The following is a 19572-nucleotide window of genomic DNA, read 5'->3' on the forward strand; positions in this document are numbered from 1 at the left end:
CAGTCAGCGCAAAGCGCCCGGCTGAATCAGATTGCTACAGTTTGAATTTCTACCGCAGCAATGCGCTTGCCTTCGTCAGCAGCGCGTTGATAGCTTTCGATCTCATTAAAGTTGAGATAGCGATAAACATCAGCAGACATGCTGTCGAGTTTTTCTGCGTACTGAATGTACTCATCAAAGTTCGGCAGTTTACCCAGAATCGCCGCTACCGCTGCGAGTTCGGCAGAGGCAAGGTATACATCAGCGCCAGTACCCAAACGGTTCGGGAAGTTACGGGTAGAGGTAGACACCACGGTTGAGTTCGGGGCTACACGCGCCTGGTTACCCATACACAGTGAGCAGCCTGGCATTTCGGTGCGAGCACCTTTTACGCCGAAGATGCTGTAGTAACCTTCTTCCATCAACTGGTGCTCGTCCATTTTGGTGGGCGGGGCAATCCAGAGGCGGGTGGAAAGTTCATTTTTGGTAGAGTTGAGCAGTTTACCGGCAGCGCGGAAGTGACCGATGTTGGTCATGCACGAACCGATAAATACTTCATCAATTTTGGCGCCGGCAACTTCAGACAATACTTTTACATCGTCCGGGTCGTTCGGGCAGGCCAGAATGGGTTCTTTGATGTCGGCCAGGTCAATGTCGATAACAGCAGCGTATTCGGCATCGGCATCGGCTTCCATCAATTCAGGATTGGCCAGCCACTCTTCCATCTTCTGAGCACGACGCTCCAGAGTGCGAACATCGCCGTAGCCTTGTTCGATCATCCAGCGCAGCATGGTGATGTTGGAGTTGAGGTATTCGGCAATCGGCGCTTTGTCCAGTTTGATGGTACAACCGGCAGCAGAACGCTCGGCAGACGCATCGGAAATTTCAAATGCCTGTTCAACTTTCAGGTTGGACAGACCTTCTACTTCCAGAATACGGCCGGAGAAAATGTTCTTCTTGCCTTTTTTCTCAACGGTCAACAAACCCGCTTTGATGGCGTACAAAGGAATCGCATTCACCAGGTCACGCAGGGTGATGCCCGGTTGCATGTCGCCTTTGAAGCGAACCAGTACCGATTCCGGCATGTCCAGCGGCATAACACCGGTAGCGGCAGCAAACGCCACCAGACCGGAACCGGCCGGGAAGGAGATACCAATCGGGAAACGGGTGTGCGAGTCACCACCGGTACCTACGGTGTCCGGCAACAACATGCGGTTCAGCCAGCTGTGAATTACACCATCGCCCGGACGCAGTGAAACACCGCCACGGGTCATGATGAAGTCAGGCAGGGTGTGCTGGGTTTCGATGTCTACCGGCTTTGGATAAGCCGCGGTGTGACAGAAAGACTGCATGGTCAGGTCAGCAGAGAAGCCAAGGCACGCCAGGTCTTTCAGTTCATCACGGGTCATCGGGCCGGTGGTGTCCTGTGAACCGACGGTGGTCATGTAAGGCTCGCAGTAAGTACCCGGACGAATACCGGTTACGCCACAGGCTTTACCAACCATTTTTTGCGCCAGGGTGTAACCCTTGCCGGTATCAACCGGAGATTCCGGCAGACGGAACAGGGTAGAGGCGGGCAGGCCGAGAGAAGCGCGTGCCTTGGTGGTCAAACCGCGACCTACGATCAGCGGAATACGACCGCCAGCCTGAACTTCGTCCAGCAGTACGTCGGATTTCAGCGCGAATTCGGAAATGACAGCGCCGGTTTCGGCGTTGAGGATTTTGCCTTCATAAGGACGGATATCAATCACGTCGCCCATATTCAGGTCATCTACCGGAGCTTCAAAAACCAGTGCGCCGGCATCTTCCATGGTGTTGTAGAAAATCGGCGCGACTTTGCTGCCGATACACACACCACCGGTGCGCTTGTTGGGTACGCCCGGAATGTCGTCACCGATGTACCAGAGTACCGAGTTGGTACCGGATTTACGGGAAGAACCGGTACCTACCACGTCACCCACAAATGCCAGCGGGTAACCTTTGGTTTTCAGGGCTTCGATTTGTTTGATCGGGCCGATGGTGCCCGGCTCGTCCGGGGTCAGGCCTTCACGTTCCATTTTGAACATGGCCAGGGCGTGCAACGGAATGTCAGGACGTGACCAGGCATCCGGCGCTGGCGACAAGTCATCGGTATTGGTTTCACCGGTCACTTTGAATACGGTCAGTTTGGTGCTTTCCGGTACTTTCGGGCGCTTGGTAAACCACTCGCCGTCTGCCCAGGATTGCAATACGCCTTGCGCGGCAGCGTTGCCGGCTTTGGCTTTCTCTTCCACATCATGGAAGGCATCAAACATCAGCAGGGTATGCTTGAGCTGTTCGGCTGCAAGCGGAGCCAGCTCAGCATTATCCAGCAGGTTCACCAGGGTTTCGATGTTGTAACCACCCAGCATCATACCGAGCAGTTTGATGGCCAGAGGTTTGTCGATGAGGGGAGATTGGGCTTCGTCTTTGAGGATTGCGCTCAGAAAAGCAGCTTTTACATAGGCTGCTTCGTCAACACCTGGCGGAACGCGGTTGGTGATCAGGTCAAGCAGGGTTTCTGCTTCATTGGCAGGTGGGTTTTTTAATAATTCTACCAGTCCGGCGACTTGTTCGGCGTTTAGCGGTTTAGGCGGTACACCTTCTTCAGCGCGTTCTGCGACATGTTTACGATAGGCTTCAAGCACGGTTTATTTCCTCTGATTTGTGAGTTTACTCCCTTGGCAGGATCTCTGCGTCGGGAGACTATCCATGACCGACATGGATGAAATTGAACACTCTGGCAAGAGCGAACAATCGGGCGCAAATTATACATGAAAGCCTTTGTTCTGTTAACTTTTCGCGACGCGGTTGATGGTTCGAGCCGGTAATAGAAAAGAGTTTTTGCGGCGGGGCTGTGCTATGTTTTCATTTTTTCAGAGCGAGCCCAGGGTAACCGGTGATCCGTTGCCCGCCATTCAGGAGACCAGCATGACAAAAACGCGGATTTTTTCAGCGCTAACACCTATTGCAACCCTACTTTTGGCAGGCGGCCTGGTTGCCTGCAGTGAGTCAGCGCCACCGGAAGCGGTTACCGCTTCCAGCCTGTCTTCCGAAACGGCATTTTTAACCGCGCCCGAAGAGCAGGTACTGGATAAAGCCCAATGGAGCTGCCCGTCTACCGGTGGCACCGCGCCCAAAGGCCGGTTGATTGCGGACCGGGTTGATGCCGCCGACTCCACCCGTGATGAGCCCGGCTTGTACGAAGGCCCGGTATGGTTGAATGGCGCCCTGTATTTTTCCGACTTCACCTTCGCAGACGGTTTTCCCTCCCGTATTCAGCGCCTGGTGGATAACGCCACCATGGACACCGTGATAGAAGACAGCGGCAGTAATGGCTTGGCGGTAGATGCCGACGGTTTTATTATCGGCGCGGTGCACAGCACCAAATCACTGACCCGCTTTAACCTGACTACCGGCGAACGCTCCAACATTGCCGGTATCTACCAGGAAAATGCCTTTAACTCACCGAATGACCTTACCGAAGCCCACGATGGCAGCGTGTATTTCACCGACCCGGATTTCCAACGTTCGGCAGCGCCAGGCGGCCAGGATAAAACCCGTGTCTACCGCGTCAGTGCCAGCGGCGAAGTGAGTGTGGTCGATGAAACCATCGCCAACCCGAACGGCATTGCCTTGTCTCCGGCGCAAGATGTGCTTTATGTGGCGGGCGGTGGCGAAAACGGTTTCCTGAGAGCCTATCCGATTGCCGACGGCGTACCGGGAGAAGGTAAAAACCTGGTCGATAATGTACGTGTGCCCGACGGGTTGGCCATTGATTGCCTGGGTAATATTTACGTTACCGAGCATCTGGCACAGCAAGCGCGGGTGTTTTCTCCTGACGGTGAAGAATTGGCAACCATTAAAGTGGATGCCAACATCACCAATGCCGCTTTCGGTGGCCCGGAGCGTAAAACCCTGTACCTGACCGGTGCCGGTTCGGTGTGGAAGCTGGAGCTGGACGTAGCCGGTTTCCCTTACTAATTCGCGTTGGCAGAGCCGGTGTTGCAAAAGCCCGGCTACTGATGCGTTTGCGGTATTAACCATGGAGCGGTTTTTGTTTGTTTTGAGCTGACGCCCATTGCGGCGTCAGTTCACTTTGGTGAGCTGTTAAACCCCATGTCTTTATTTAAACCCGTTAAAACACCGTGTGTGGGTATTTGCTCCACGGGCATTGGCGACAGTGTCTGCCGTGGCTGCAAGCGATTTGCCCATGAGGTGATTGACTGGAACTTGTACTCGCACGACCAGAAATTGCTGATCGCCCGCCGGCTGGAAAGCTTCCTGTCGCAAATTGTCCGTAATCACATTGAAATTCTTGATGAGCGTTTGTTGCTTGAACAAATCCGCTATCAGCAAATCCAGTTCAAACCTGAGCAACCAGCCTATTGCTGGGTGTTTGATTTATTACGCGCCGGTGCCAGCCAGATTCATGATTTGGGCGTTTTCGGCCTTTGTTTGCAACCGGCCAGCCATCATTTATCGCTCAAGCAAATCAGCCAGCTCATTGATCAGGATTATTACGCCTTATCGCTGGCGCACTACGAGCGTTACATTGAACCGGGTTTACCGCCCAAAACCTGAGTGCCCATTATTTGCCAGCAGGGCGCGAAAATAGCCGCACAAAGGCTATGGACTCTGTGTAAACTTCGCACCGTTTCTGTGGCCGCCTGCTGGCTCTTATCTCCTGACGGATTGATCCTGACCTTACCATGAACGAACTGAACGAAATTCTTGAGTTTTTACATTGTGAAACCCCGGATGCCTGGATTGAGGCAGCGGTAGCCAACCAGGCGTTGTTGCTGCTCGACCACGCCAACTGCGAAAAGAAGGCCGCTTCTACCGCCTTGACGCTGATGTACCGTTACGTGGGCGACTTTGACATGATGCATAAGATGTCGCGGTTGGCGCGTGAAGAGTTGCGTCATTACGAGCAGGTGATGGACATCATGCAAAAGCGTGGTGTGCCTTATGACCAGATTACGCCTTGCCGTTATGCGTCCGAGTTGCGCAAACCGGTACGCACCCATGAACCGGCTCGTTATATTGATACGCTGATTGTGGGGGCGATTATTGAAGCGCGTTCCTGCGAGCGTTTTGCCAAATTGGCGCCGCATTTGGATGAGGATTTGCAGAGGTTTTATCTGTCCTTGTTGAAGTCCGAGGCGCGTCACTATCAGGATTATTTGCTGCTGGCCAGCCGTGCGGCAGAGGGTGAGGATATTGGCGAGCGCGTGCAGCTTTTTCTTGCGCTGGAAAAAACACTTATCGAAAGCCCGGATACCGAATTCCGTTTTCATTCCGGTGTTCCGCAGGAGGCGTGAGTTTTTTCAGGCGCTATAGAAGCTGTCTATTTCGGTATCGTTCCTGAGCGGGTGCATTCTGTCCGTTTGTCACCACTTTTCTTTTTCCAAAAGCGCATAGATACGTCCGTGTAGCTCCCTCGAGTCATCCCTGACTCGACGGTTTTGGAAAAAGAAAACTGGAGACAAACTCGCTTTGTGCCTGCGGGGCGTCCTTTCTTTTCTTGCAAGCCGGGTACCTTATTTAAATCCTTTTGTCTTTTGCGTAACGTCGGTTGTCTGTATTGATAACTGAGACGCCCGTCCCATTTCAGTGTGTGCCACTTTTCCTCTCCCTCGTCTCACTTTTGTTTCCCGCGCAAAGGGACTTCTCAACTATTTGTTTGTCAACGCTATTTTACTTTTCCTCCACTGACGTGCTTTGGCGCGGTTCACTTTTGTTCTGCTGGGTATCGGGACGACTTGCGGGTAAAACGGGTTCATTCTGACTGACGGTAATCCGGAGATCTGGACGCTCATATTCCCGGTTGCTCATGGAGCGAGTAACAACGAGCGGGATGAATTTTCGGAAGCGCTTTTAATAATAAAACCGGGTTAACCCCTGAAGCTCCGGTGCAGTTGTTGTCGTTGTGGAGAAGTCGGCGCCGTTTCCTTGCGGTGTTGAACACAACAGAGATCGTTGGTTTTCAGCGGTTCCTGCTCTTGAGGAACGCGTCATGCGAATAATAAAATTGAATTACCGTGTTGTTGCTCGTGCCACCGCTCTGCTTTTTGCACTCTTTGTTGCACTGGGGGTGATAGCGCCATCTGCTTACGCTGCTTGCAGTAATGGGTGTATTTCTACGCTTAACAGTTCTACCTTGCGCGCCGAAGTCAGTCGGGGTGATGTGGTGGACATTCACTACCGTATTAATAACGGCCCGCAAATGAATTACCGGATGCAGGTTGCTGCCGGCAGGTGGCATTACGATATTGCCGGCTTGAGTGGCGGTGATGTGGTCAGCATCAGTTTCACCGTTATTACCGCGGGTGTAGGGGAGAATATTAGCTGGCAGAATTATTCGCTGGGCGCTGTTTCGTCATCCAGCAGTGCAGCCTCAAGCCAGCCGGCCAGCAGTGTGTCCAGCCAGTCATCACAGTCCTCGAGTGCGGCGAGCAGCACGCCGGTGTCCATCAATGTGGTGCCCTTGTATAACGCTACAACCCCGCTGGAAGGCGCTATTCAATTTGATCGCGGTGATGCGTTGGTAACACGTATTTCAGACCGGGGGCGGGATCGTCATGCCAAGGAAAGCCAATTTCAGGCTTACGACCATTTTCTGAGTTTTTACTGGGAAGACCGCACCGCTGCTATCGAGATTGTGGATTACGTGGCCAAGGGTGGTGATTCCATTCGCATGAATGTACGTACCGAATTTCGCCTTAACGATACCGAAGCGGAAAACCGCTGGTTTTATCGCGGCGTGGGTACCGTGGCCGAATACTATGACAATGGCACCATGGAAGTGGTGGATGACCTGAATTACTACAAGGAACGCAGCTGGAACGCACGGGAAAACCGCCCGATTCAGGTGGGCGATAAGCTTGAATTCGAGCTGAGCCAATTTCTCGATCCCGGCGTGCCTAACGGGCGTGCTGCCTATTACGGTACTACCTACCTTTATATCGTTGGTGAAGGGTTGGTGCCCTGGGATATTTTGCCCGGCACTTTCGGGCCGTTAAACGGCACCAAAGACTCGGTAAAAATTCCGGAAAAAGCCTGGCTTGGCGGTAAAACCACGCTGCCTTATATGCACTCCAACGAGCCGGATAATCACTTTATTCAAATGGCGACCAATCTCGGTTATGAAAACGGCCAGCCGTTTGTGTTGGGGCGCCGGGTGCATCACACGTCTTTCGTTAGCGGTTTGCACGATGAACACGCCGAGAACGGTGTATTTAACGCGCTGGTCGGTTTGACCGGTTCCCATTTTGTGAATGACCGCTGCGCCAGTTGTCACGTGCGCAATGGCCGGGCAGCACCTGCACCCGTTGGTCAGCCGTTAAATCAGTGGGTGTTCCGTGTGGCCGATGTAACCGGCGCGCCCGATCCGGATATTGGCCGTTATTTACAGCCGCAAACCACCGGCGGTGCTACCAGTGAAGGTACGGTTGCCATTCAGTCGTGGAACGAGTCCGGTGGCTTGCGCTCGCCCGAGTATCAATTCAATGGCGTAACGCCGGTGTTGTTTTCTGCACGTATTGCACCGCAGTTGGTGGGCATGGGTTTGCTGGAAGCGGTAGCGGAAGAAACCATTCTGGCTATGGAAGATCCGGATGATCTGAATAATGATGGTATTTCCGGTCGCGCCAATCGGGTGATTGATCCGGAAACCGGCGAAACCCGTCTCGGGCGTTTTGGCTGGAAAGCCGGTACTTCCAGTGTGCGCCACCAAATTGCCGCCGCGTTTAACAACGATATGGGCGTAATGACCAGCGTATTTCCCAACCCGGATTGCGGTGCCAACCAGACCGATTGCGCCACCGGTGCCGGGCAGCTGGACGATGAGCACCTGGAAAACCTGGTGAAATATGTATCGCTGTTGGGGGTGCGCCCACAGCGTGACATTACCAACGCCGCCGTGGTTCGCGGCGAAGCACAGTTTGCCGCTATCGGTTGTGTGGCTTGTCATACCCCGACCTTGCAAACCAGTGCTTACCATCCGCTGGCCGAGTTGCGCGATCAAACCATTCACCCTTACACCGATATGTTGCTGCACGATATGGGACCGGGTTTGGCAGACAACCTGGGTGAAGGCCAGGCTTCCGGTTCCGAATGGCGTACCGCGCCTCTGTGGGGGTTGGGTTTGTCAGCCTGTGTTACCGGTGGCGTAACCAATCCGATTGGCGGGCAGGGCAATGAAGTGTGTACGCCGGTGCACAGTTATTTGCACGATGGTCGCGCCCGCAGTATTGATGAAGCCATTCGCTGGCATGGCGGTGAAGCGCAAGGTGCAAACACTCGTTACCAGGCGCTGAGTAATTCGCAACAACAAGACCTGCTGCGTTTTCTCGAATCACTCTGATTTATCCGGAAGTTTGTCATAAGCATTGCCGCTTATGACACGAAAGGGCGGTTTTCTGCCTCGCAATGCGGGATGGAAAACCGCCCTTTGTGGTTGATAGCCGGTAAATAGTTGCGCGGGTTGTGGTGATAACTGTGCGTGAGCTAACGAAAAAACAGCAAACTCGCGTTTGCAGGCGCCAGCACCCGGCAAGGTCATTTTTTCCCGCTACACTGAATATGAAGTCGGTGAGATTTGAAGGAGTCGGCAAGGCCGATAACGATTTTCCCTATCTCCGGCATAAGCATGTTTTGTAGAAGGCGTTGTTACGCAGCGTCTTTTCCAGAGCATGAGTCATCAAGACAAAAGTCATCAAGGTACAGGAGAAACAAATATGACATTAACCGGACTGCTGATTTTTCTGCTTATTGGTGCAATTGCCGGCTGGCTGGCGGGAACCCTGGTAAAGGGTGGTGGCTTCGGCCTCGCTGGTAACATCGTGGTGGGTATCGTCGGTGCTTTTATCGGCGGCTTTTTATTCAGCGCGATGGGTGTCGCGACCGTAAGTCTGGTCGGGCAAATTATTAGTGCCACTATTGGTGCTGTGGTACTGCTGATTATCATCAGAGCTATCAAACGGGCTTAACCCGAAGCTCGATAGTAGCAGTAAAAACGCCCGGGGCCAGTCGCCCCGGGCGTTTTGTATGGCGGGTTAGCAATGTGTGTAACAAAAATAATCCTTTGATGATAAATTCCCTTGTCCGACATATTGCCAGCACTGCAGATCTCTGAAAAACTGCGTGCAATTGAATGTTTGTGATTTTACAAACCAAAGCTGTGACGCGTTCCTGACCACCTGCACCCTGGAGGTGAATCAGCGGATCTGTTTGCGGGATGATGTAGTGTTTAAATAAGGATAAAAATCCCGATGGTAGATGTATCGTCCGAGAATCTGATGATTGCCTTTGCGGTAACCATAGCGGCTGGATTGGCCACCGTATTGGGAAGTGTGCTGGTATTTTTTTCAAAAACCCCCAACCCCCGCATCCTCGCCTTCGGGCTCGCCTTCGCCGGCGGTGCCATGGTGTATGTGTCGCTGACCGAAATTCTGACCAAATCTACCGATGCCTTTTCTGCCGGCTACGGTGATTCAATGGGCTTTGCGCTGGGCACCCTGGCGTTTCTCGGCGGGGTTTTTCTGATTGTTATCATTGACCATTTTATTCCCAACCCCCACGAAAGCCTGGATGTCGATGACCCGCTGTTTCGTCACAACAACCGCGAATACATCAAGCGGGTTGGTTTATTAACCGCTATCGCCATTACCGCCCACAATTTTCCGGAAGGTCTGGCCACTTTTTTCGCCATGCTGGAAAGCCCGTCACTCGGTTTGCCGCTCGCACTGGCCATCGCTATTCATAATATTCCGGAAGGTATTTCCATCGCGGTGCCGGTGTATTTCGCAACGAACAGCAGAATGTGGGCTTGTGTGGCCGCTTTGTTATCCGGCCTTGCTGAACCGGTGGGGGCAGCGGTGGGTTATTTTATTCTGGCTCCGTTTTTGTCAGATGCGGTGTTCGGGGCGGTGTTCGGGATTATTGCCGGTGTGATGGTGTTTTTGGCTTTGGACGAACTGCTCCCTGCCGCCAAACGCCACGCCAAAGGCCACGAAACCGTTTACGGTCTGGTGAGTGGTATGTCGGTGATGGCGTTGAGTCTGGTGTTATTTAACTTTTAACTCTCCGTAAAAGCCATCCTCACACCCGTGAGGATGGCTCTTCCACTTCAATAAACTTCTGTTTCAGCAACGGGAAATATAACGCGGTGCGAATTTCCCGGTTTTCCATATCGGCAAAACAGCGGCGGTATCGCGCCAGTTGCGGGCGATAGGCTTCGGTTTCCTGCGTAATAAACTCTTCCATGCTTTGCCCCGCAACCGGTTCGCTGGTTTTGTAATCAATAATCCAGCGAATGTCGCCATCGACAAAAGTGCGGTCAACGATGGACTCGCGCAGTTGATTGGCTTGCCAATATTGCAGCGGCATTTCACAGGCGCTTTCGCTATGTTGTGGGTCGAGCAACCAACGGCCTTTTTCATCCTGCAAGGTTTCGCGAAAGGCGCGCTCAATTTTATTCAGCGCCTGCTCCAGCCAGGTATGTTGCCAGCCCTGCGATTGCAATTGCAGTTGCCACCAGCGGCGTTGCTGCGCAATGTAAGCCTGCATATCGTCAGTGGCGAGCAGGCTCAGTTGCTGTTGTTCGGTAATGCGTTGCAAGGCACGGTGCAGCACGGTGCCGCTGTGACGCGCCAGCCGGTTGATCATGGAATCGGCTTCGGGGGTGTTGTTGTCTTCCTCATCCTCCGCAAACTCGTGACCCCGATAAGCATCCAGCAGAGTAACGTCTTGCAGCGCCGGGCGTTGCCACTGCGCCGGCAAGCGCAAAATATGGGTAAGGCTGCTATCCGGCGTGCTGCTGCGTGAGTGGCGGGTTGCTTCCGGTATTTCCAGTCCCTCTTTTACCATCGGCCAAATGGCGGCCAGCAGCGCCGTTTTACCCGGTGCGCTCCACTCTTCATTTTTTTGTGCAACGCAGGCCAGCAAATACAAACGGTTGATGGCGCGGGTGCAACCCACATAGAGCAAACGGGTGGCTTCGTAGCGTTGTTGCAAATCCTTTTCCTGCCGCATAAAAGCGTACAGCGGGCCGGTTTGTTCACCGGTGGCTGCCAGCGGGCCGAGTAACAGTTGGCTTTCACCTTCGGGGCTGATGCGTTCCTGCCACAACAACAGTTGTTTGTCGTCGTTGCGGGTGCGGCGATCAAGGCCGGGAATAATCACCGTATCGAATTCCAGACCTTTCGATTTGTGAATGGTCATCACCTGCAAACGCGGGTTGGCATCCGAGCGGGGTTCGGCGTAAAGGTTGTCGATCGCACTGGTGAAGGCATCCCAGTCGCGAATGCTGCCTGCCTGCTGATAGCGGTCGAGCAGCGAAAAATAGCCGGGAATGTTGTTCATATCATCCGGGTCGGTCAGGCACGCCGGGCCGCCGAGCGCCAGCCATACGCCTTCCACCCATTGCCGCAAGGGTTTGCGCTGGCGGTTGGTAATGGCCGGTTGCAACACGTTATGCAGCCGTTCCAGGGCGGTTTGCCCGGCGGCAGAAAGGCCGGTAATGCTGTGGTAGTTCAGCAGTTGCTGATAAATGAGCGGGAAATCCTGGTCGCGCAGGCGCGGGCTGGCATCGGCGTTGACCAGCCGGTGCAGATCATAAAGATCAAGCCCGCACCAGGGGGCTCGCAATATAGCTAGCCAGGCAATGCGATCACTGGGGTCGAGCAGGGCGCGGGTCAGCGAAATCAAATCGACAATTGCCATACGGCTGGAGAGGCGATCAATCTCTGTCGCCATCCAGGTTAACCCGGCGGCACTCAGCGCCGGTAATATCCGCTGCAAGTGGCTGCGGGTACGCACCAGAATGGCAACACTACCGGTGGTTTCTGTCAGCGCTTGTGCGGCCAGCCGGGCCACAGTGTGCGCTTCCTGTTCTTGCGCGCGAAAGCGCACCAGGCTGCTGTTTTCGTCTTCATCGTCTTTGTCTGCCTCATAGGGGCAGGCATACACAGTGACCGCCGGGTTGTCCTTTTCCGCTTTGGCCGCAATCGACGGCGAATAACTCACCGCGCCACGGGTAATGTCATTGGTAGCAGGAAAGGCTTTGGTGAATGTATCGTTAACCCAGCGCACCACGCCGGTTTGCGAACGAAAGTTGACGGTCAGGTCAATGGCTTCCAGCGCTACCGAGCCAATACCTTGCTGCCGTGCGCCGAGAAATAAACCCACATTGGCGTTACGAAATCCGTAACAGGACTGCATACCATCGCCGACGATAAATAGCGTTCGGCCATCGCCGTTTTGCCAACCGGCGGTAAGCCGCTCAAGCAGTTGCAATTGCGGGCTGGCGGTATCCTGAAATTCGTCCACCAGAATGTGACGAATACGGTAATCCAGTTGCAGGGCAATGTCGCCTGGGGCATCTTCATCGCCCAGCGCGGTGAGGGCTGCGCGGGTTATTTCGGTAAAGTCGGTGGCACCCAATTGGCGAAACACCAATTTCAATTGGGCAGCGAGTACCGGTAGCAGGCGGGTGAGGCTGTCCAGCAGTTGCCATTCATCATCGCGATAGCTGGCTGGGGGTAATTGTCGAATGCCGTGTAACAAGGCTTCGAGGTCTTCATCTTCTTCACGCAACTGCGCTACCAGTTGCTGAAAATCGTCTTTCAAGGCCTTGCCGTTAGCGCCGGCAGGAAATCCTTCGTTTTTGGTCAGGCGTTGCCGAAAGGTACCGGCAGTGGTGAGCAGCAGCTCGGCCAGCTGGCGCCATTGCAAGGCGTGATCGGCACTGAGTGGCGGCAGGGCGGACATGCCAACCAGATGTTCAATGCCCCACGGGAAAATGGCTTTACCGGAAGGCTCCTGCTGCAAATTGAACCCGGCGCGATCGGCAACCGTACACAGGGCGGGCGAATGTAAGCGCAGTTTGCTGTGCACCAGCGTCAGGTGTTCAAGAACTACATCTTGCAATACCTGCTGCAGATACTCGCGCGCTTCTTCGTGGCGCGCCTGCAATAAAATATCCAACCATTGTTCGCGGCGGGCGAGCAGTGCCACCAGCAGATTTTCAATCGCTGGCAGGTGGTTATCCAGATGCATCAGCAGGCGGGTTAAATCATCCTGCAAGCCCAGATCAGGATTTTCCAGCAGTGCCAGCAGTTCGCGTACTGCAAGGCGATACGCCTTGTCGGCATTATCCAGCGTTTCCGGTTGCGCCCCTATGCCGCTGGCGAGTGGTAATTGCCGGGTAATCGACCGGCACAAGCTGTCGATGGTTTGCACCCGCAAGCGCTGCGGGTTGCTCAACAGGTTCCAGTTTTTTTCGGCGTCCCGTTGCATCACCGCCTTGGCCAGCTGCCAGGTCAGCTTGCCGTGCGGACTGTCGGGTTCTGCTTCGAGGCTCGCCCACAAGGCTTGCAGAATTCGCTCCTGCATCTCGCCAGCTGCTTTGCGGGTGAAGGTAATGGCGAGGATTTCTTCCGGGTCTTCACAGGTGGTGAGCAAACGCAGCACCCGCTGGGTGAGCAGCCCGGTTTTACCGGAACCGGCAGGTGCAGATACCGCGAAGGAGCGGGTCGGGTCGAGCGCCGCTTGTCGGGTGGCAATATCCGGTGGCGAGTCAGGTGCGAAAGCGGCGTGTTCGATCATGAAAGTCCTGGCAATCTGGAGGTGCTGTGGCGGTATAGGTAAAGGCGGGAGTTTGGCATATTTGCCGGGATGACAGAACCGGCTTTGTTGTTTGGGAGATCGGCTATCCCCCTTAAGCCGGTTCAGACACGCTGTGAATCCGTCTCTGCAGGTTCGACTGTCGCATCCTTGCGGCAGATGGTCTGTACCGGCTTTGTTGTTTGGGAGATCGGCTATCCCCCTTAAGCCGGTTCAGACACGCTGTGAATCCGTCTCTGGAGGTTCGACTGTCGCATCCTTGCGGCAGATGGTCTGTACCGGCTTTGTTGTTTGGGAGATCGGCTATCCCCGTTAAGCCGGTTCAGACACGCCGTGAATCCGTCCCTGGAGGCTCGACTGCCGCATCCCTGCGGCAGACGGTCTGTACCGACTTAACGGGGACAGCCCTGAAACATTCGATTGGTGTTACAAAGTTAGTCTTTTCGAGCGGCAAGAGGCTTGAATAACTGTCAAAGCTGCATGATACGAGTTTGGCCTCAGATGCCCTGTTCCAAAACCGTCGAGTCAGGGATGACTCGTCGGAGCCACATGGATGTGTTCATGCGTTTTTGGAACAGGGCATCTGAGGCCAAACGGCCAAGGGGCACAATTACAAAGTTTGCAACGTGGTATACACCTGACCGAAACTTATTTAAGGCAATTTCACTTTAAAAATGGTGTAGGGATACTCGGTGCCGTCTTCGCCCTTGTTCCATTGCGGGTCTTTCTGCAATTGCGCACAGGAAAAGTATAAATAACCATCACTGCCAATCCCCAGCGAGTCCGGCCAGATCAGGCGCGAATCCTGTACCAGTGTGCGCAAATCACCTTCCGGAGTGAAATATTTAATGCTGTAATCCATGGATGAGGTAAGAAAAATATTGCCTTTTTTATCCGCAACCAAACCATGAGTTACTACGGTTTTACCCACATCCTCTACGTGTTCGGCAAGCGCTTCATCATTCAATGACGTATCAGCCAGATAGCGGGTTTCGATGCGGTAAAGATTCAGTTTGTTAATCGGTTTGAAATAAAAATAACGGTTATCGTGAGTCAGCGCGATGCCGTTGATATTGGAACGGAAAGGCGTGCCTTCGCGGTTGCGCATATCCTGACCGTTGTAACTAAGAACCAGGCTTTCATCGGCTTGGGTAGCCGGATGGCCTTTCAGCAAGGTGCGGGTTTTACCGGTTTCCAGATTCAACACCACAATGGCGCTTTGCCCCGGGTCTGAAAAATACGCGAGATTTTTTTCGGTATCCACGCGCACATCGTTAAGCCCGGACGCTACCTTGTCGAGATCTTCAAAGTGATAAACCCTTTCAACCTTATTATTTGCCAGATTGATTTTTACCAGTTTGAAATAGCCTTCCTGTTTTTCGCCATCGTTACCGAAAATGGAACCGCCGGAGGGTTTTGAATCGAGCACCCAGAGGTTGTCTTTGGCATCAACGTACAAATCCTGAACGCTGACAAAACGTTGGGTATCATCACCCTCCTTTTTATTCCATTCGGCATCGGGATAAATATTTTGCTTTCCGTCAATAATTTCTACCAGCGCATGCTCGTAATTATTTTCCCGGCGTGGGAATGAAACAAACAGGCGGTTGTCTGACGACACGCTGACGCCAATGGCTCTTAATTTTCCGAGGTCTGCCACCGGAATCAGCTTGTCGCTGTGAAAGCGGGTGGCATCATCACTTTGTGCCATCGCATGACAGGTGAATAACAGGGCTATGCAGCCAACAAGGCGTTTGATCATCCGTTGCTCCTTTGATATGCGGGATTTTTCACTGTATCAGTGTGTATCGGTTAAATTTCAAGCCTTTTTAAGGTAGTGCATTTTTTCGGTGTCTGCAGGCGTGTGAGAGCCAGGCCACACTGTTCTTGTTACGAGTTTTGTTATTATGGCGCACAAGCGTCATGGTTTTTGCATGATACCGAGCTGCCGGATAGTGCAGCATTTTTGAGAGCAGGTTATGAAATATCGGGTGTTATTGTTAGTCATCACGGGATTGTGGCTGAGTGGCTGCTCATCATTTTTTGGAAATCATGCCGGTAAGAACACGGTGTCAAGCAGTCTGGTGCAGTATCTCTATCCGGATGAAGAAAGCCGTAAGGCAATATCGGAAAGCATTCCGCATTTACAGTTGCCGGTTAAAGTGGGTATTGCTTTTATTCCTCCTACCGGTGGGGCTTACGGGTCGGTGCTCGACAGTAAAACCCAAATGGATTTGCTGGAAAAAGTTCGCAGCTCATTCAAGGAATACGAATATATTGACCGGATAGAAATTATTCCGGCCACTTATCTTGCGCAAGGCAAGGGGTTCGATACGCTGGATCAGCTGGCGAGACTTTACGATGTAGATATTATGGCGCTGGTGTCTTATGACCAGATGGCCCGCAGTTACGAAAATAATGCGGCGCTGTTGTATTGGACCATCGTAGGTATGTACGTTATTCCCGGTAACGACAACAGTGTACAAACCTTTGTTGATACCGCGGTGTTTGATGTGGCCAGCCGGAAGATGTTATTTCGCGCTCCCGGTTTGAGCAAAACCGAGCGCAGTTCAACCGCTGTCGGCGCAGAGAAGAATATGCATCGCCAGTCGCTACAAGGCTTTGAGTTGGCGGTGGATGATATGGTGGTGAATTTGAACAGTGAGCTGGACAGATTCAAAACGCGGGTTAAAGAAGAGAAGGTCGCCAGTGTTGAGTACCGCAATCGCAGCTACGGCGGCGGTGCGCTGGGTGGTGTTGTTTGTGCAGGTCTGTTATTGCTGGCCTTTGCTCGTCGTGGCTCACTCCGGAGCTAATTCAGCTATTTGCAAAAACGGCCGTGATGGCCGTTTCAGATGAATAACAAACGGACACAGGGCTACGGATGCACCGTCCATTTCACCAGCTTTAATACCACCGGCCGTACCGCCATGACGCAGATAAACGCCGATGGCATGGCCAGTGTGTAAGCGCGCAAAACCTGCACAAAATAACCCTCCACAAAACCCTGATTGATGGCAGTAATAATCAGGCACATCAGAAACGCCATAATCCCGGCCATATAGAAAGCAAAAGCTACCGGCATCAAGCGAGTGTGCAATTTGAATCCGGTTCTGCGTGTTTGGGTGTTGGTGGTCATCATGATTTCCCTCGGTTGGCTCATGTGCGATCAGTTTAAGGCCGCCAGAATTTGGCAGTAGAGGCCTTGGGGCTGAATCAGTATTAAGCTAAACTTTTGAATATAACTATTTATTCGGAAGCTAAGCTATGGACACTTTGCGTGGTATTGAAAGCTTCGTTAAGGCGGTAGAAACCGGCAGCATTGCCGGCGCGGCGCGGGTCCTCGGCATCAGTGCCGCGGCGGCCAGTCAGAATATTGCGCGGCTGGAAGCCTGGTTGGGGGTGAGATTATTAACCCGTACCACGCGCAGCCTGGCGCTTACCGATAGCGGCACCGTGTATTTTGAGCAGGTAAAGCATGTTGTTCGCGACCTTGAGTTGGCGCATTCGGCGGTGACCGAATACCACGGCGAACCGCAAGGGCGCCTGCGTATTGCCTCCAGTGCGGCGTTTGGCCGGCATGTGTTGGCGCCGCGATTACCCGCTTTTCAAAAACGCTACCCGCGGCTGGCAATTGAGTTGATTACCACCGACCGCAGCGTAGATCACATTACCGAACAGGTGGATATCAGTATTCGCATTCGCGAACAGCTGGAAGACGGGCTGGTTGCGCGTCGTATTGCCCGGGTGCCATCCATCTTCTGCGCCGCGCCGGATTACCTGGCGCGCGCCGGTGTGCCGCAAACCCCGGAAGATTTGCAGCATCACGATTGTCTGGTTTTTCGGGTGGCGGCAGATGGCCGTTTGTTGCGCTGGTTTTTTCTGCGCGACGGGGTGCGGTTTGATGCCCAGGTTAAAGTCGCGATGGTCAGCGACGATATTGATGTATTAACCCGTGCTGCGGTGGCGGGCGGTGGCGTTACCCGCATTGCCGATTTTATCGCCCGCCCCTGGCTGGATTCCGGCGCTCTGGTGGCATTGTTTGCCGAGCGGCAAACCGCGCAAGCCGAAGTGGAGCCGCTGGATTTTTATGTGTGTGTTCGCGACCGTTATGAACTGACACCCAAAGTACGCCATTTTATTGATTACCTTGTTGAATCCTTGCCGGAGCAATGGCGTACCTGAGGTGGTTTATCTTCCCGTTAGTGAACGGCGCTTTTGGAGAAAATGTTAATGATGACAACCCCGGTGATAATAAAACCCAGCCCGATTATTGCCGGAATATCGAGGCGTTGTTTGAATAAAAATAATCCGATAATAGAAATTAAAACAATGCCCAAACCGCTCCACAGGGCGTAAGCAATGCCCACTGGAATATGACGTAAAGTAAGCGATAGAAAATAAAAAGCGCCTAAATAGCCGATCACCATAATGGTGGTAGGCAGTGGCTTGGTAAATTGTGCAGAGGCTTGCAACGCGCTGGTGGCTACCACTTCAAACAAAATAGCAACCAGCAGTGGCCAATAAAGTGCTAATAAATGCATAACAAAAACTCCCGTTGTGTTTTGCAATTATCAACGGTTATTTAGCACTTTGCACCGGGCTGAGAAAAAATATAAATCTTGACGCAAGCAGTCTGCTCTGAGCACCTGTAATAAAAATCAGTGTCGGTTGCGAGGCAGTTGTTGAATCATGGCGCGCAGTAAACCGCTTTTGGTAAAACCACCAACCACCAGATCAACCGCTACCAACAAAGCAATCCAATAACACCAGGGGCTGAAAAAATATCCACACACAATACCGATAATCACCAGCAGCCCGGCAGCCACTTTTACCTGGTCGCCGGTGCTCATGTGGTGAGAGGCATTTTTTTCTACCGGCAATCCGGCTTGCTTCCAGGCGTTGATGCCACCATCGAGAATATAAATGTCGTTTTGCGCACTTTGTTCAAGGCGATTGGCGTACAGCCGTGCGCGGTGGCCAGTTTGGCAATTGAAAATAATGGCGGAGTCGGCGGGAATATCCAGAGATTCGGGTTCAAGCAACGCCAGTGGCACCGAGCGCGCTTGAGGAATGTGTTCTTTATTGAATTCAGAAGGGCGGCGGATATCAATCAATACCGCACCGTTCAACAACATCTGTTCTGTTTGGCCTGGTGTTAGCAAGCTGATGGTCATAAAACATCTCCCGGGACAAGCGAATAAAAAAATGGATTACGCAGATGTTCAGGTTGATGGTGTGCCAGATGAGCTCCTTTGTATGACATCGCACTCATTGAGATAGATGCTTATAGTGAAATGAGTATAGTCCAGCGATTGTTCCGGCATAGCCCGGCGGTGTTGGTTTATGCCGCGCCGGGCAATTTTTGCGGGCAAGCTCACCACCGGTGTGTGCGTGGTACGGGTTAACCCGCTGCCAGATTACTTCGGGCGATTCCAGGGCATTAACATCAGCAGACGCGCCATACCACAGAATCCGCTGATGCCGGCAAATAACAAACCGGCCCCGACAAATCCGGATAACCAGAAGAACGCGGGCGACAGCGTAAAGCCCAGCAACACGCCCAGTAGCGTCAGGCTGCCAGCAATAATTTGTACCTGACGCATCAATTCCAACGGCTGGCCCGCTACTTTTCGGGTCGGCAGCCCGGCCTGTTTCCAGGCATCCAGGCCGCCTTCCAGCAGGTAAACATCGCTGCTAATACCGCTCGCCAGATGCGCGGCATTCTGGCGGGTGCGTTGGCCGGATTTGCAGTGAAAAATAATCTTGCGTGTCGCGGCTTCCGGTAACTGATCAGGTTGCCAGCGCGATAAAGGCGCAGAGCGGGCGTTGGCGATATGTTCCCGGGCGTACTCGTCCGGCTCGCGAATATCAACCAGGAGTGCGCCCTCAGCAAGCCATTGCTGCGCGGTAAGCGGTTTAACGTCGATAACAGCCATGGTTGCA

Annotated in this window: 15 protein-coding genes; 8 read left to right on the forward strand and 7 right to left on the reverse strand. The window is 53.2% G+C overall.

The features are described 5' to 3' along the window. Window positions 1–26 precede the first annotated feature (26 nt). Entirely contained in the window at window positions 27–2645 is a 2619-nt protein-coding gene (acnB, locus tag C4F51_RS08040) for a bifunctional aconitate hydratase 2/2-methylisocitrate dehydratase (protein ID WP_193908776.1), read from the reverse strand. 283 nt (window positions 2646–2928) lie between these two features. Between acnB and C4F51_RS08045 the strand changes: the two genes are divergently transcribed. From C4F51_RS08045 to zupT, 6 genes are all read left to right on the forward strand, one after another. Continuing rightward, complete coding sequence (locus C4F51_RS08045; RefSeq protein WP_193908778.1) at window positions 2929–3981, forward strand: SMP-30/gluconolactonase/LRE family protein; 1053 nt, start codon at window positions 2929–2931, stop codon at window positions 3979–3981. Window positions 3982–4116: 135 nt separating this feature from the next. Then, window positions 4117–4581 (forward strand): DUF1289 domain-containing protein, encoded by a 465-nt coding sequence (locus C4F51_RS08050; protein ID WP_193908780.1) that lies wholly within the window; start codon window positions 4117–4119, stop codon window positions 4579–4581. 128 nt (window positions 4582–4709) lie between these two features. Beyond that, window positions 4710–5321, forward strand: coding sequence for a tRNA-(ms[2]io[6]A)-hydroxylase (gene miaE / locus C4F51_RS08055; RefSeq protein ID WP_193908782.1), 612 nt, complete (start codon window positions 4710–4712; stop codon window positions 5319–5321). Window positions 5322–6016: 695 nt separating this feature from the next. Beyond that, window positions 6017–8365: a di-heme oxidoreductase family protein gene (locus C4F51_RS08060; protein WP_193908784.1), complete on the forward strand. Its 2349-nt coding sequence runs from the start codon at window positions 6017–6019 to the stop codon at window positions 8363–8365. Window positions 8366–8738: 373 nt separating this feature from the next. Then, window positions 8739–8990, forward strand: coding sequence for a GlsB/YeaQ/YmgE family stress response membrane protein (locus C4F51_RS08065; RefSeq protein WP_193908786.1), 252 nt, complete (start codon window positions 8739–8741; stop codon window positions 8988–8990). Window positions 8991–9272: 282 nt separating this feature from the next. Then, complete coding sequence (gene zupT / locus C4F51_RS08070; protein WP_193908788.1) at window positions 9273–10082, forward strand: zinc transporter ZupT; 810 nt, start codon at window positions 9273–9275, stop codon at window positions 10080–10082. 19 nt (window positions 10083–10101) lie between these two features. Here the strand turns inward: zupT and C4F51_RS08075 are convergent, their stop codons facing one another. Then, on the reverse strand, window positions 10102–13608 hold the full coding sequence (locus tag C4F51_RS08075; protein ID WP_193908790.1) for a UvrD-helicase domain-containing protein: 3507 nt from the start codon (window positions 13606–13608) through the stop codon (window positions 10102–10104). A 670-nt stretch (window positions 13609–14278) separates the two neighbouring features. Beyond that, a complete protein-coding gene (locus C4F51_RS08080) occupies window positions 14279–15388 on the reverse strand; it encodes an L-dopachrome tautomerase-related protein (RefSeq protein ID WP_202987647.1) in 1110 nt (369 codons plus the stop codon). 217 nt (window positions 15389–15605) lie between these two features. Here C4F51_RS08080 and rhlP point away from each other — a divergent pair, with 217 nt between their 5' ends. Beyond that, window positions 15606–16442 carry a rhombotarget lipoprotein gene (gene rhlP, locus C4F51_RS08085; RefSeq protein WP_193908792.1) on the forward strand — a complete coding sequence of 279 codons (837 nt, stop codon included), beginning with the start codon at window positions 15606–15608 and terminating at the stop codon, window positions 16440–16442. 62 nt (window positions 16443–16504) lie between these two features. Here the strand turns inward: rhlP and C4F51_RS08090 are convergent, their stop codons facing one another. Then, window positions 16505–16768: a DUF2798 domain-containing protein gene (locus tag C4F51_RS08090; protein WP_193908794.1), complete on the reverse strand. Its 264-nt coding sequence runs from the start codon at window positions 16766–16768 to the stop codon at window positions 16505–16507. Between the two features lie 125 nt (window positions 16769–16893). On the opposite strand from C4F51_RS08090, the gene C4F51_RS08095 reads away from it, so the two are divergent. Beyond that, window positions 16894–17811, forward strand: coding sequence for a LysR family transcriptional regulator (locus C4F51_RS08095; RefSeq protein WP_193908796.1), 918 nt, complete (start codon window positions 16894–16896; stop codon window positions 17809–17811). A gap of 17 nt (window positions 17812–17828) precedes the next feature. On the opposite strand, the gene C4F51_RS08100 is transcribed toward C4F51_RS08095, so the two are convergent. The 3 genes from C4F51_RS08100 to C4F51_RS08110 all read right to left on the reverse strand — a co-directional run bounded on the left by C4F51_RS08100 (window position 17829) and on the right by C4F51_RS08110 (window position 19565). Continuing rightward, on the reverse strand, window positions 17829–18170 hold the full coding sequence (locus C4F51_RS08100; RefSeq protein ID WP_193908798.1) for a DMT family transporter: 342 nt from the start codon (window positions 18168–18170) through the stop codon (window positions 17829–17831). 117 nt (window positions 18171–18287) lie between these two features. Next, a complete protein-coding gene (locus C4F51_RS08105) occupies window positions 18288–18803 on the reverse strand; it encodes a rhodanese-like domain-containing protein (RefSeq protein ID WP_193908800.1) in 516 nt (171 codons plus the stop codon). Window positions 18804–19046: 243 nt separating this feature from the next. Next, on the reverse strand, window positions 19047–19565 hold the full coding sequence (locus C4F51_RS08110; protein WP_193908802.1) for a rhodanese family protein: 519 nt from the start codon (window positions 19563–19565) through the stop codon (window positions 19047–19049). Window positions 19566–19572 lie beyond the last annotated feature (7 nt).

Origin of the sequence: Cellvibrio polysaccharolyticus, from assembly GCF_015182315.1 — a bacterium.
Classification (GTDB): Bacteria; Pseudomonadota; Gammaproteobacteria; order Pseudomonadales; family Cellvibrionaceae; genus Cellvibrio; species Cellvibrio polysaccharolyticus.